General features: G+C 40.3%; 14 protein-coding genes and 1 riboswitch. Of the genes, 6 read left to right on the top strand and 8 right to left on the bottom strand.

Going from position 1 to position 13214, the window contains the following annotated elements; all coding sequences use genetic code 11:
* The first annotated feature begins 36 nt into the window (after positions 1–36).
* Positions 37–1407: an AAA family ATPase gene (locus F8R90_RS06325; protein ID WP_196510046.1), complete on the top strand. Its 1371-nt coding sequence runs from the start codon at positions 37–39 to the stop codon at positions 1405–1407.
* Entirely contained in the window at positions 1407–2135 is a 729-nt protein-coding gene (locus F8R90_RS06320; RefSeq protein ID WP_196510045.1) for a hypothetical protein, read from the top strand. The genes F8R90_RS06325 and F8R90_RS06320 overlap by 1 nt, the downstream gene beginning before the upstream one ends.
* A gap of 138 nt (positions 2136–2273) precedes the next feature.
* Here F8R90_RS06320 and F8R90_RS06315 read toward each other — a convergent pair whose 3' ends face one another.
* The 6 genes from F8R90_RS06315 to F8R90_RS06290 all read right to left on the bottom strand — a co-directional run bounded on the left by F8R90_RS06315 (position 2274) and on the right by F8R90_RS06290 (position 6881).
* Positions 2274–3221 (bottom strand): glycosyltransferase family 2 protein, encoded by a 948-nt coding sequence (locus tag F8R90_RS06315; protein ID WP_196510044.1) that lies wholly within the window; start codon positions 3219–3221, stop codon positions 2274–2276.
* Positions 3222–3301: 80 nt separating this feature from the next.
* Positions 3302–4321, bottom strand: a complete 1020-nt coding sequence (locus F8R90_RS06310) for an Npun_R2821/Npun_R2822 family protein (RefSeq protein ID WP_196510043.1) — start codon at positions 4319–4321, stop codon at positions 3302–3304.
* A 186-nt stretch (positions 4322–4507) separates the two neighbouring features.
* Positions 4508–4957, bottom strand: a complete 450-nt coding sequence (locus tag F8R90_RS06305; RefSeq protein ID WP_196510042.1) for a hypothetical protein — start codon at positions 4955–4957, stop codon at positions 4508–4510.
* 336 nt (positions 4958–5293) lie between these two features.
* Positions 5294–5935: a TetR/AcrR family transcriptional regulator gene (locus F8R90_RS06300; protein ID WP_196510041.1), complete on the bottom strand. Its 642-nt coding sequence runs from the start codon at positions 5933–5935 to the stop codon at positions 5294–5296.
* Between the two features lie 121 nt (positions 5936–6056).
* Positions 6057–6668: a GNAT family N-acetyltransferase gene (locus F8R90_RS06295; RefSeq protein WP_230966150.1), complete on the bottom strand. Its 612-nt coding sequence runs from the start codon at positions 6666–6668 to the stop codon at positions 6057–6059.
* Between the two features lie 33 nt (positions 6669–6701).
* Positions 6702–6881: a hypothetical protein gene (locus tag F8R90_RS06290; RefSeq protein ID WP_196510039.1), complete on the bottom strand. Its 180-nt coding sequence runs from the start codon at positions 6879–6881 to the stop codon at positions 6702–6704.
* A 474-nt stretch (positions 6882–7355) separates the two neighbouring features.
* Here F8R90_RS06290 and F8R90_RS06285 point away from each other — a divergent pair, with 474 nt between their 5' ends.
* On the top strand, positions 7356–7835 hold the full coding sequence (locus tag F8R90_RS06285) for a beta-lactamase hydrolase domain-containing protein (protein WP_196510038.1): 480 nt from the start codon (positions 7356–7358) through the stop codon (positions 7833–7835).
* 7 nt (positions 7836–7842) lie between these two features.
* On the opposite strand, the gene F8R90_RS06280 is transcribed toward F8R90_RS06285, so the two are convergent.
* On the bottom strand, positions 7843–8133 hold the full coding sequence (locus tag F8R90_RS06280; protein ID WP_196510037.1) for a hypothetical protein: 291 nt from the start codon (positions 8131–8133) through the stop codon (positions 7843–7845).
* 185 nt (positions 8134–8318) lie between these two features.
* A riboswitch (TPP riboswitch) is annotated at positions 8319–8415 on the top strand.
* Positions 8416–8422: 7 nt separating this feature from the next.
* On the opposite strand from F8R90_RS06280, the gene thiC reads away from it, so the two are divergent.
* A complete protein-coding gene (gene thiC / locus F8R90_RS06275; RefSeq protein ID WP_196510036.1) occupies positions 8423–9796 on the top strand; it encodes a phosphomethylpyrimidine synthase in 1374 nt (457 codons plus the stop codon).
* Positions 9797–9891: 95 nt separating this feature from the next.
* Here the strand turns inward: thiC and F8R90_RS06270 are convergent, their stop codons facing one another.
* Complete coding sequence (locus F8R90_RS06270; protein ID WP_196510035.1) at positions 9892–11880, bottom strand: S8 family serine peptidase; 1989 nt, start codon at positions 11878–11880, stop codon at positions 9892–9894.
* A 350-nt stretch (positions 11881–12230) separates the two neighbouring features.
* Between F8R90_RS06270 and F8R90_RS06265 the strand changes: the two genes are divergently transcribed.
* Both F8R90_RS06265 and F8R90_RS06260 read left to right on the top strand, forming a co-directional pair.
* Positions 12231–12815 carry a hypothetical protein gene (locus F8R90_RS06265; protein ID WP_196510034.1) on the top strand — a complete coding sequence of 195 codons (585 nt, stop codon included), beginning with the start codon at positions 12231–12233 and terminating at the stop codon, positions 12813–12815.
* Positions 12816–12871: 56 nt separating this feature from the next.
* Entirely contained in the window at positions 12872–13213 is a 342-nt protein-coding gene (locus F8R90_RS06260; RefSeq protein ID WP_196510033.1) for a hypothetical protein, read from the top strand.
* The last annotated feature ends 1 nt before the right edge of the window (position 13214 follow it).

Genomic DNA, 13214 nt, shown 5'->3' with positions numbered 1-13214 from the left:
TCCCAAGTCCAATAATTATTTTGAGGTAGAAAAATATTGCCTTTTAATCCTGAGCTATGCCGTAACGAAAGCGAAGTTGAAAGCAAACTCATAGTGCAATATTTGCTACCGCAGCTAGGTTATACTCCTGACACCTGGCATCAAGAAGTTGCCGTTGGTAGCATCCGCTTAGATTTCTTAGCATTTGCCGCACAAGTGATTCCCTTTGTCTTAGATGCTAACTCGCCGTTGAGTGTCGTTATGGAGGCAAAGCATCCCAAACAAAACTTAAATAATCATGTCCCCCGACTCAGGCATTATTTAACCAGCTTGAATGTCAGGTATGGATTATTGACCAATGGCAAAGAGATTAGAATTTATGAAAAATTACAGACTGATATTAAATTAGTATTTCAATGCTCTGGGAAAGAAGTCGAGCCGAAATTAGAAAAGATTAAAGGTGTAATTGGTAGAGAGAGTTTGAAAGAAGGACAGTTAATAGATAAACCAGAAGTTCAAATAACTGAAGAAAAATTGATTTTTGAAACTAAGAGGAAGAGGCAACATATAATGAAAACAATTGCGATTTACCATAATAAAGGCGGCGTAGGTAAGACAACTACTGTAGTTAATTTAGCTGCTGCTATTAGAAAAAAAGGTAAAAAAGTTTTGGTAATTGATCTTGACAGTCAAGCAAATACAACATTTGCTACAGGTTTAGTCAAATTTGATGATGAAGAATTCGATGATATCAAAGATTCTAATATTCGTCATATTTTGCAATCAGAAGATTTTTATCCTATAGAGGAAGTCGCTAGAAAATCTCAATTCACAAATCCAGAAATTAGTGTTGTTCCTTCTCATATTAGTTTAATGAATTATGAAAATGAGTTAATTCAGCAAGAAGACAGTAAGATGATGCTTGCTCAAAAACTCAGTGCAGTAGCAGAACAATATGATGTAGTATTGATTGATACCCCACCTTCATTAAATCTGTATGCTAGGATTGCTCTAATTACTGCTGACTACCTTATTATTCCTTCCGATCTAAAACCATTTGCTAATCAAGGACTAATAAATGTTAGGGAATTTATCAAAAAAATAAATGGATTTAGAAAACAAATAAGAAAGCCTCAACTTGAAATTTTAGGTGTACTTGCTTGTAAAATATCTACTAACAATCAATTTGTAAAACATACTTTACCTAAAAGATTAGAAGCTATTCCAAAACGATATGATTTCGAGGTCATGAATACAGTGATTTATGACAGAGATGACTTAGCAAAATGCGCTGAAAAGTTTCTGATTATAGGAGATATGGAAGTAGCTGATCCAATTTCTGTGCTTGATTTTAAGCCCGATTCAACTGCTGCACAAGAATTTGAATTATTGGCAATAGAAGTTTTACAAAAGATAGGGTTGACTTAATGAAATTATCTACATCACTAGTTGCTATTAAAAAAATTACTTCTACTGTAGCTCGATCAAGTTTTATAGATGATCAGCTAGAACAAGCAGCAAATCTTATTCTAGAAGCGGCGGGAGTTATTAACCCTATAATTATTCGTCGTTCAGGCATCGATTCCTTTGAGGTCGTTGATGGACATTTTGAGTATCACGCTGCTACTAGGGCAAGAGAAATAGATCCTCGTAAAGCTGAAATGATTGGGGTATTTATTATTGAGTCTGAAAATGAGGAGACTTTAAAAAAGCAAGTTGAATTATTTAGACAGTCAAAAGCTGATTTTTCAGAAAAAGTAGCATTGGAATCAAAAGATATTGAACAGTTTTTAATCAATTTGGAGTCACGTTTTGAAAAAATAACTAAGCAACTATTTGAGCAAGCAACTACTAATGCAAAGTTAGAAAATGAAGTCAAAGATATTAAAAAGCAAATGGCTGATAAGACTGAACTGATAGAAGTTTTTAAAACGTTTAGTCCAGTTGAAATTGCTTCCAAATTACGTAATGCTGGTTTTAATCAGAAAAAAGCTTCTCAGATAGCAGAAATAGTAGAAAATGAACGAAATGATCAACAGTTTAAATCCTTGAATGATATAGTAGAAAGGATTAAAATACCACATGGTAAAAAGATGATTAAAGCCATAAGTAGTGAAAAAATGCTTGAAATAGTTGATCAGTGGTCAGGAAAATAATTGACTGAGATTAATTTAGTAAAGTATGTTAACGCAGTGTAAAATAGATAATTTTCTTTGCGCTTTTGTGTGAGACATTATCTACTAGGATATAAAAAACGATGCCTGCGGTGGGCTGCACTAACACATTCCTATAGCTTAACCCCGCACCTGTCGCAGTGCATTAAACGCCTTACCTCGCCACCCAACTGGTAACAATGATAATCCTAAACCAGTCCAAGCTTTAATAGTTGAAAAAGACTGTCCTGCCAAAACTAGCTCTCTGCCTCTATGCGTTTCACCTTTTTCAATTAAACGTAAACCTAATAATAACTGCGTTTCAGTTAGACGATTTTTTCTGATTGTTTCTATTTTTTCAGATTCAAATTTATAACTTTCTAAATATCGGATTTTATCAAATAAATAAGGAATAGCTCGATTGATACCTTGCTGTTCTGCATGTGAGCGATATTCCATCAATAATTCTGGTAAGTAATAGCCATTTTTGCCAGCCAAGGCCAGACGCACAAATAAATCATTGTCCTCACAATTTTGCAGATTTGGCTGCATATATCCTAATTCTTGCAATGCTTTACGGCGAAATAATGTTGCTCCAATTTGAAAGCTTTGTTGAATAAATACAACTTCCAACAAATTATCTACAACACCTGCTGGTAAATTCTTCCTACCCCAGCGATGAGAATTTTCTTGAGTTTTTACCTCATCTCGCACATTGTTAATATCAATTATCCAATGGTCTGTGCCAACAAAATCAATGCTAGAGTCTTGAGTAAGAATAGCTGCGGTACTTGCGAGAAAATCTGGTGTTAACCGATCATCATCATCAAATTTAATAAAATATTTGCCACTGGCAGCATCAAAGCCAGAGCGCATATTATTACTTTTACCAATATTTTGCAAATGACGGATATATTTAATGCGTTGGTCTGTGTACTGTGACATCAACTCAGGTGTACCATCGCTAGAACCGTCATCACAAACAATTAGTTCAAAATCTTGCTCAGACTGATTGAGTACACTCTCTATGGCATAAGGAAGGAGATTAACACGATTAAAAGTAGGAACGCAAACAGTAATTTTAGGCATATTACATATTAATCTATAAAATATACAAAATAGAAAGTTTAATCAATTGTTAATTTAATCTATCGCCAATAAAGCTATATTTAGCGGATAGCTCTTTGAATTTTATTCATTGTTCTGTTGAGAAAATTATTAGTTTTTGCAATCATACTAAGTGGTCTTAGCTGTTTTGGCTTTTGTTCTGGCTGTTTGAGAAAGCGATAGTGTAAAAACTCATTTGCATAACAGATATTAATATCTTTTCCTTGGCATAAGTAAGCAAAATCACGAGAAGAATAACTCATATAATGGATGCGGTGAACTGGTTTTAAGCCATCTTGATTATAAAGAACATTATTAATATTGACGAAAGGATCTGCATTGGCACAGTTGCCTGTTCTATCTTTGCCATTGGGGCTAAGTGTAAAGTTAAAAAGCGGGCGATCGCAGCACAAAGTCATATAATTAAACAAAAAAGCATCATCCCACCATCCATGTCCATTAATCCATTCAACTTCCCTATGGGTAATTAATCGCTCCTTCATTATTTCAATTTCCTTAACAGTAAATAATCCCCGTTTAGATCCAAAAAAGCTAGAACAATGCAGCTTAGGACGTATATCTGCTTCTGTATATAGTCCAGTTTTTTCTATAACGGAAATATTCAACGCTGCAACAGGTCTATCCTTAAGGTGTTCCCAATCATCAAAAATAAAATCGTATGTTTCTAGCTTGTCAATTACATTATTGACTGGCTTCATTGCCAAACTATCACCGTCATAAAATACAAATTTATCAAAAATACCCTCAAAGGCAACAAACTTTCTTTGTAAATGACTTTTGTACCAACTAGGACGTGATAATTTTTTATCTTTTTCTCTGGGATGAGCAGCCCAAACCTGATGAGCAAATTCTTCCCAGCGTTGAATTACGTCCCAATTATCAAACAGGATTACATTCTTTCGAGCACTAACTTCTTGCCTAACTAGGTCTAACCGCTCATCATAGGGAATAATACAAATAGGAATATCTGCGCTAACATTTACCTCAATGCTGTTTAGCAAAGCTACTAGTTGGTCAAACACCACATCATTAGCAAGTGTGTAAATACCGAAAGAATCCATTTTGATCAAACCTTTTTATATTTAAGTTACAGAATAACTCAAATAATATTATCGTTATTTTCTGAGCTAAGTTAAGTTGGCATAATAAAACCAAACTATGTAAAGAAAGATAAACTAGGCTAAAACCCTCTTCCCTCCTGTCTCATCCCAACGATAAATTTTACGCGGGACTACTTGCTAATAAGTCTAGCTGTTGAATAATTGCCTTCTAGAGAATAATTTCAGCAACCCGGCGGTTCCAACACCCCAAGCACCATTAACCAATAAACCTGTGACTATTCCCACAAGTTTCCAGCCTCCAGCGATGGGCTGACCCTTGAGTGGTGCGACTACAAACCAAGCCACTACTGTCGGGAAAATTGCACCAAATACCAATGCAGCTAACCAATAGCTTTTATAATGTCGAAAACGAGGCGCGAATGCCACCCAAATCAGTCCCCAAACCCCTCCCCAGAATGCGCTTGACCAAATTTGCGGGATTCCGAATGGTGGTGTCGGTGCAGTTGGATAGGGGGCGCGAGGCGTGAAATTCACTGCATGTAGCAGCGCCAACATACCTTGGTGAAATAGCAAAACAGATACAAAGCCTGCAACAAATGCTAATGCAAATCGAGATAAGGCAGCTTTTTGAGTCATTGCTTATACGAAAACCTCTAGAGCTTGCTTCTTGGAGTTGTCTATGATAGTTTGCTAACTAGCATAAATACAGTAACTCCATCAATTTACCGGATTTTATTGAAAGCTATCGTTGATATAGTCGAAGGAGTCTGGAGTTAAGAGTATCTAGGTACTCTACCAAATATATGACAAGTAGAAAAGCCAGTCTTGCTGATTGAGAAGTCGATGTCTCTGAATTTTTCAATTCATCTAGAACATTTCTGATTAACGAAACACCTGCTGCGTAGGCGTAGCCCGTCGTAGACATCGTTTATGCCGTTACCCAGCCATCGCGCGTTAGTGTCAACGAAATCCTTATTCGACCGACGGGACAAGAACACTAAATTGAGAGCTGGGAGTAGCACTGATACCGCGCACAAAAATATCTACACAGGTTTCGATATAATCCTCACAGCTATAGCTGCCCTGATTGAATTTTGCACTGCGGCATAGCATTCCAGCTAACAGCATTCCTGTAAACATATCGACTGCTGGAAATGGATCAAGGTCTGCTCTGACAGTGCCTTGTCTCTGGCTCGATTGCAGGTAAGCTACTAGTTTTTCTCTTAAGGGTTTGGCAGCTTCTTGAATCACTTGTTTTGCTGCCTCAGGATGACGTTTTGCTTCTCCAATGAAGGTACGAATTAAGTCTTCCTGTGCCTCAAGCATAGTATTGTAAAGGTGGGCATACTGTATTAAATCAATTTTTAAATCCTGCGTCCACGCTTGGGTGTGTGCAAGGGCTTCTGTCTGGAGTGCCAAGGCATTTTTGATTACTGCTCCCAGAAGTTGTTCTTTGCTAGCAAAGTGGCGAAATAAAGTCACCTCATTCACACCAGCAATACGAGCTATTTCACGGGTAGTTGCTCCTTGAACACCTAAACTGGCAAATACCTGCGAGGCGGCTTCTATCAAACGTGTACGGGTTAGAGTTGATGAACGGATGGTTTTATTCATTTATGCTGGCAAGTACTTACTTACATCATAGGTTATGTGGAAAAAGCGGTTGTAACTTGAGGAAAATAATCTTGATACCAGAGTATTTTTAAATTTATTGAAAATCTTTACCCTGTCAAATTTATTTCGGTGCGTTAGTTAATGTTTTACTCATTTTAGTAACTGGAACAACTACCCCACTTCTTAAATAATGAGGTGCTCTTTGGATGGCAGTAAATCCCAGTCGTAAATAAAACCCTTCAGCATAAAGGCTAGCAGTTGTAATTACCTTATCTATACCTTGCTCAGTTGCTTCATTGCAAAAATGTTGAACTAAAGCACGCCCGATCCCTTTACCTTGATATTTAGGATGGACATACAGCCCGATGAGTTCATCAACAATAAAACGAGCAAAACCTATAACAATATCTCCTTCGATCGCAACCCAGAAAGTTTCCACTTTCATATTCTTTAAGATATTTGAACCATCAGGTTTGTCGCGGTTATTACGCCAAGCTAAAAGTTCTTTTCTGGTGTAAAAAGTTGCAGGCAGAGCTTTAATAGCAGCAATATGAATTGCACTCAGTACCCACGCATCTGTTTCCTGGGCAGGTCTAAGAGATATTTCGTTAGTGCTCATAGATTCAAAACTAGCATCCAGATTACATGCCTGTTTGAGTTTTTGGTATGTTATAAGAAATTTTAGTTGCGTGGCGTAGCCCGTCGTTCGCGTAGCGTCTCGTAGAGAAGACATCGCAACAGATCCACTAGCTAAATTCTCAATGCTTTACTGAATATTAGCAGTTTGTAATTGAGTTACAACTCGCTGGACAATTTGCCGTCTGATTTCCTGAACATTGTGACTCCCTGCGGTAACGCTAGCAATTACAGCCGCAGTGGCAGTTTGGGGAGAACCACTGTTAAAAGAGGGTTGAGGATTGTATTCAATATTTATGTCCTGGTTCACTCTAATAAATAAGAAAAATTACTGATGCTTAAAGCCTAAAATTTCTTGCATGGTTGATTAAGTATCATTAGTGCTTAATCTATGTGAACTTTCGCTAAAGTTGTTAGTACTGATTTACTACTATTGATAATAATTTGGGCAAATTTTATTGTATACAATTATACTATGTTGCGAAAATTTTGAGCCAATTGCTCACCCAACTTGCTTAATAGTATAACCCCCAAAGTATAAATTACTGTAAAAATATCGAGAAAACGTATAATATGTTTTAAACAGCACAAACTCTATCGACAAACCGGATATTATAAATAAAGCAATAAAATAACCAACTTCAAGAGTCATATTTTGAAGTAATCAAGCAATATCATTTGATATTTAGCTAATTTTGCCGTGTTTAATTGAATATCTTCCCAAAGCTTGCTGATTCAAGTATCTATCAAGCTGGAAGCCATTAGAAAGTCAAAAGGAGTGAATGTGATCAACGCCATACAGATTAACGAAAACCTGACAACAACAGGACAAGTTATCCCAAAGCAGCTTGAGCAAGCTATCCAAGAAGGTTTTAAGTCCGTTTTAAATCTGCGATCGCCTGATGAGTTAGGATTTTCCCAAAATGAACAAAAAGTAGCGGAATCATTGGGGTTGCATTATACGAATGTTCCACTCAAGGTGGATTTAAAAAATTTGAATGAAGAGGCCATTACCAAAATCCTCACGATACTAGAACAAATTCCTAAACCAGCAGTTGTGCATTGTGCAGCCGGGATGCGATCGACTGGAATTGCGCTTTTAAGTATCGCTATCCAGGAAGGATTAACACCAGAAGAAACCTTAGCAAAAGCTAGAAATCTGGGTTTTGGATTCTTTGAACACGCTGGCGTTAGTCCCCGACTGAAGCAATTATTTGTGGACTACGTTAACAAACACGCGAAAGTAGGTGTGCCTACTCGCTGAAACAGATTTACTCAGCTAACAGTAATGTGAGTTTGACAAACCAAACTTCTCCCTGCCTTGAACTTTCGTTCAAGTCTGTCCCTCTCGCCCGTCGCAGAGGGACGGTTTTGCGTAGTAAAACCAGGGAGAGGTTTCTTTTACTCAGGTACAATTCGCGCAACTCAGCAGTGGATGAGCCAACGCACAAAGTAAAGGCGATCGCTCCACAATACCCATAGTTAAAAGCTTTTGATTTAAGGGTGTGAGAGTGCGATCGCTGTTGTTGGATGAATGAACATTTGCTATAAAAGTTTCTCAATAATCCCTTTCATAGATAGTAAAGCAAAGGCAGATTGCGATGAAAGAATTTCACCAGTATATAGATTAGGCATTATTCAACAGAAACAGCGATGTCTACGACGGGCTGCGCCTACGCCAGACTCCGAAAAAACAGCATAAATTGTAAACACCCTTGCTCCCAGATATAACGAAGGTGATACACTACATCCATGCTAGGGGTGCCTACATAACCAGGCTGAGATCACACCCTTAACACCTGAGTCTGGGTAATACCAGCGGAGGGAAGCTGTTTATTGAGGAATTATAATATGCGGACAGAATGGGTTGCTAAACGGCGTGGGCAGGGTAATGTATCTCAAATGCATTACGCCCGCCAAGGTGTTATCACCGAAGAAATGCACTACGTCGCCCAACGGGAAAATCTCCCTGCTGATCTCATTCGTGATGAAGTAGCGCGGGGACGAATGATTATCCCGGCTAATATTAATCACACCAATCTAGAGCCGATGGCTATTGGCATCGCCTCTAAATGTAAAGTAAATGCTAATATCGGCGCTTCCCCCAACTCTTCTAATCTTCAAGAAGAAGTTGATAAGCTGAATCTGGCGGTGAAGTACGGTGCTGATACCGTGATGGATTTATCTACAGGTGGCGGTAACTTGGATGAGATTCGTACCGCAATCATCAAGGCTTCACCTGTTCCCATTGGTACAGTGCCGGTTTACCAAGCTTTAGAAAGTGTCCACGGCACAATCGAGAACCTGACTGCTGATGATTTTCTCCATATCATCGAAAAGCACGCCCAGCAAGGAGTAGACTATCAAACTATCCACGCTGGGATTTTGATTGAGCATTTGCCTTTGGTGAGAAACCGCATCACTGGTATTGTCTCTCGCGGCGGCGGTATTTTGGCGCGATGGATGCTACATCACCACAAACAAAACCCGCTTTATACCCACTTCCAAGACATTATTGAGATTTTCAAAAAGTACGATGTCTCCTTCAGTTTAGGAGATTCCCTGCGTCCTGGCTGTACCCATGATGCCTCAGATGAAGCACAATTAGCTGAATTGAAAACTCTTGGACAGCTAACTCGCAAAGCCTGGGAAGATGATATACAGGTGATGGTTGAAGGGCCTGGACATGTGCCAATGGATCAAATTGAGTTCAACGTCCGTAAGCAGATGGAAGAGTGTTCTGAAGCACCTTTCTATGTTTTGGGGCCATTGGTGACAGATATCGCTCCCGGTTATGACCACATCACTTCAGCCATTGGAGCAGCGATGGCTGGATGGTACGGAACTGCAATGCTGTGCTATGTAACACCAAAAGAACATTTGGGTCTACCAAATGCCGAAGATGTGCGGAATGGGTTGATTGCCTATAAAATTGCAGCTCATGCGGCTGATATTGCTAGACATCGCCCTGGTGCAAGGGATAGAGACGATGAACTTTCTAAGGCGCGTTACAACTTCGATTGGAACCGTCAGTTTGAGTTATCACTCGACCCAGAAAGAGCTAAGGAATATCACGATGAAACTTTGCCAGCAGATATCTATAAAACTGCTGAGTTTTGTTCGATGTGTGGGCCTAAGTTCTGTCCAATGCAAACTAAGGTTGATGCTGATGCGTTGACAGAATTAGAGAAGTTCTTGGCGAAAGAGCCTGTGGCTCAAAGCTAACAGACGCAGTAAGGGCAATTTATGAATTGCCCCTATATGGCGTGAAGAAGGCAGGAGACAGAGGACAATATACCTCCTGCCTCCTGCCTCTCTTGTTAAAATCCAATTTCAATGGTCAAGCTGCGAATTTTTCCTGTATCTGCGTTAGCTTTATCTGCAACTTCAAGTGTCCAGGTTCCTTGGGGACTTTTACCTTTAAAGGCAGCAAGTTTTGGGGTGTTTACCTCGTCATAAGTTGTTTTGATATTATCTGTAGCTCCGCCCTGGCGATCGTGCAGAATGATGGGAAGTATGCCTATTTGCACTGGGGGAAGGAGAGTAACTACAAGATCGCCAATATAAGTATGCTCGATGTCTACATTAACTTTGATGGATTTCATCAGGCTGGTATTAGCGATCGCCAACGACAATGTTGATACTTGCAAATCGCTAATTGGGATATCTTGGACTGCCTTGAATATACTGATGGGCGATGTTTGAGGTGGCTTGGCCAATTCTACAGCTTTGAGAGCATTGATTCGACCGTAACCGTAGAAGGGGCTACGACCACTGGCATCATATTTACCTCCAGCTTGATCAATGCGATCGCACGAGCGTTTAATAATGTCTCGCACTTCGTCCCAACGCAGATTTGGGTTTCTGGCAATAATCAGGGCTGCTACACCAGCCACACCTGGACAAGCACTGGAAGTTCCGCCGAATTCGTTCGTGTAGTTGCCTCCGGTGTCACCCAGATTCAGATTACCCGAATTATAACCAAGTACACCAGAGCGATCGGTTGTCCAAATTCCAGGGGTTTGAGAACTATCACCATTGTTACTGGGGAAGGCGCACCAGACCGCCTGACCAAAGTCACTATAAGCGCTTCTCGTACCGAAGTCGTTACAAGCTGCCACAGCAATCACCTTTTGATAGCTGGCGTAGCCGTCGTTATCCACGCTTTCGTTACCATTGCCAGCCGCGAATAAAATTACACATCCCTTGCCGTTGCGCCCTTTATTGATTGCAAAGTCCATAGCAAGTCGTGTGGAGTCAGGCAAAGGTACTTTCTGGTTGTGTACAGGATCGTTTGGCTCAAACCAAACACCATCTGTTGGCCCCCAGCTGCAAGAGATGACATCAGCTCCATTTTGAGCCGCCCAAATAAAAGCATCTGCTTCATCCTGTGACCCCAGCGCCGAAGCTAAACGAATCGGCATGAGCTTTGCACCAGGTGCCACACCAGATGCACCAAAGTTACCGTTTCCACAAGCTACTCCGGCACAAGCTGTCCCGTGGTTATTGTCGTTTCCCGGTCTGGGATTGTCAGTTTTACGTGTGACATCACGCGGGGCAACAATTTTTCCAGAGGAACGGAACTCTTCATGATCGAGATCCACACCGTCGTCGATAATTGCAATAATCGTCCCTGTGCCATCGCTCAACTTCCAAGCGGCCTCAACGTTGGCATGGGCGTTAATTACCTTACCATTAATTGTTGTTTGCTTTAAGTGCCACTGCTGTGGGAAAACCTGACGTTGGCGTAATTCACGCACTAGTTCAGGATGGCACAGTTCAACTGATTCTTCATTCAGAAGTCTCTCGGCGATCTCAAAGACGGCTATACCAGTATTTGCAGGTGTACTGACAAAGTAAGCATTTCGTGCATATTCAAGTTGGCGTTTAATTGTTAAGCCGTAACGTCCTAAGACCTCTTGGCAGACCCTTGACTCTTCTTCGTTATCGAATTTAACGAAGAGGTTTTCTGTATAAATTACAGGTTGTTTGGATACTGGATCTACAAGGACACGTCCGGCAAATTGGACTTCAGACTCTTGGTTGAGAATTTCCCGGGCGCGATCGCGCAAAGCGACTCCCTGAGCCGGAACTTTCACTCGCAAAATTTCTACACCCGCTTGCCGAAACCGCGTTGCTAACTCGAATTGATTGAGAATGCTACGAGCTGTAGTTGATACAGGTGCGACTTCAAACGGTCTTACACCGAGAAGAGCACTGCGGCTTGCGGTACGCACTACAACATGTTCCTCACTAATAGCAAGTTCATACTGTTTACCGTTCTGTCCACCATAACGAACCTGAACCATAATTTAATCTCCTGGGATATTTGTTTTGAAAATTGAGTATTGGAAAACCGTATTATGCACTACTTTTAAAGCTTGCTATACGCAGCGTGCGCTTACATTTAGTTTATGGATGCTTTTTATTTCATGTGTTATATGTGTATTACGGCATCAAAAATATACAGCTTAAACAAAATTTAATCTCTCTAAGTTCATACAAGCCTTTGATTCGTCTTTCCAGAAAAGAGGGGATTCAAAATCAGCTTGCTTTAAGAATCTTCACTATCAATAGAGCCGTATAGCTTGCATCCCGATGAAAGATTTGTAATCAATACCACTAAAAAACGCTATAACATCATTAGAACTTGAGAAAAATGTTTTATTTTCCGGCTGAGTATTTTCTACAGGCGTATTCTTTACCCCTGATTGCTGAAGTGAAATTTCAAAACGATTATTTTTCTGAGTATCCTGAACAAATTCGGGTTGGCAGCGATCGCACTGCTGTATCTTATACTCGTAAGCCTGGGTACTATGCAATACATTACAATCAACCCAGCACCGTGGCATCAGGAGCAATTTTACAACTTAACGACGGTGCAATGTCTACGACGGGCTACACCTACGCAGTTTATCCAGGCGAACCCAATCAATCAGAACAGGGCACACTAAGCCCAATTTATACACTACAACCCAATGGTTCCCTAGCAGTACCAACTGGACTGGTTTTCATCCGTTTTGCTGAAGGCGTTGATGTAGAGTCTCAGCGTGAGGTAATTAATCGAGCGGGTTACGAAATAGCACAAAGCCTTGACTATGCACCTCACACAGCTTGGTTGCGTGCCCAATCAGGTAAAATTGCTGATGCGATCGCTGGAATTCCTCGGTTAGAAGCAATACCTAAAGTTGAGAATATTGAACCTCAGATGCTTATGGAAAGAGGTTTGAGGCTAGGACGTTAATAATTCGTAATTCGTAATTCGTAATTCGTAATTATTTGATGAGCCGATAAATAAAGATGTTTAACAACAGCAATAACTCCCAAGCTAACCAAGCTAATGTTCTCTACAGACATGGCGACATTCTGATCAGACGTATTTCTAGCTTACCTGTTGGTGTTCAGAGGCGTGTAGGTGCTACTCTCGCTCATGGTGAAATCACAGGACATAGCCATCGCATTCAGCAATCCAATGCTGTTCAGTTGTGGGCACATGGTAGTGACCTTTTTCTTGAGGTTAAAGAACCAAGTGCCACTTTAGTTCATGAGGAACATCGGGCGATTGAATTACCCCAAGGGCTTTACCGCGTCTGGAGACAACGTGAATATCGCCCTGATGCTTACGTCGAGGTGATGGACTAAT

The sequence above is a fragment of the Nostoc sp. NZL genome (genome assembly GCF_015714705.1).
Lineage (GTDB): Bacteria > Cyanobacteriota > Cyanobacteriia > Cyanobacteriales > Nostocaceae > Nostoc > Nostoc foliaceum_A.
Note: the sequence above shows the minus strand (reverse complement) of the source record. Positions and strands in the feature narration are given on the sequence as shown.

What these genes read in the sequence shown, in the direction of transcription:
- F8R90_RS06315 (WP_196510044.1), bottom strand. Translation starts at nt 3,221, where the DNA reads ATGCCTAAAATTACTGTTTGCGTTCCTACTTTTAATCGTGTTAATCTC.
- F8R90_RS06320 (WP_196510045.1), top strand. Translation starts at nt 1,407, where the DNA reads ATGAAATTATCTACATCACTAGTTGCTATTAAAAAAATTACTTCTACT.
- thiC (WP_196510036.1), top strand. Translation starts at nt 8,423, where the DNA reads ATGCGGACAGAATGGGTTGCTAAACGGCGTGGGCAGGGTAATGTATCT.
- F8R90_RS06265 (WP_196510034.1), top strand. Translation starts at nt 12,231, where the DNA reads ATGTTTTATTTTCCGGCTGAGTATTTTCTACAGGCGTATTCTTTACCC.
- F8R90_RS06260 (WP_196510033.1), top strand. Translation starts at nt 12,872, where the DNA reads ATGTTTAACAACAGCAATAACTCCCAAGCTAACCAAGCTAATGTTCTC.
- F8R90_RS06295 (WP_230966150.1), bottom strand. Translation starts at nt 6,668, where the DNA reads ATGTCTTCTCTACGAGACGCTACGCGAACGACGGGCTACGCCACGCAA.
- F8R90_RS06310 (WP_196510043.1), bottom strand. Translation starts at nt 4,321, where the DNA reads ATGGATTCTTTCGGTATTTACACACTTGCTAATGATGTGGTGTTTGAC.
- F8R90_RS06305 (WP_196510042.1), bottom strand. Translation starts at nt 4,957, where the DNA reads ATGACTCAAAAAGCTGCCTTATCTCGATTTGCATTAGCATTTGTTGCA.
- F8R90_RS06270 (WP_196510035.1), bottom strand. Translation starts at nt 11,880, where the DNA reads ATGGTTCAGGTTCGTTATGGTGGACAGAACGGTAAACAGTATGAACTT.
- F8R90_RS06300 (WP_196510041.1), bottom strand. Translation starts at nt 5,935, where the DNA reads ATGAATAAAACCATCCGTTCATCAACTCTAACCCGTACACGTTTGATA.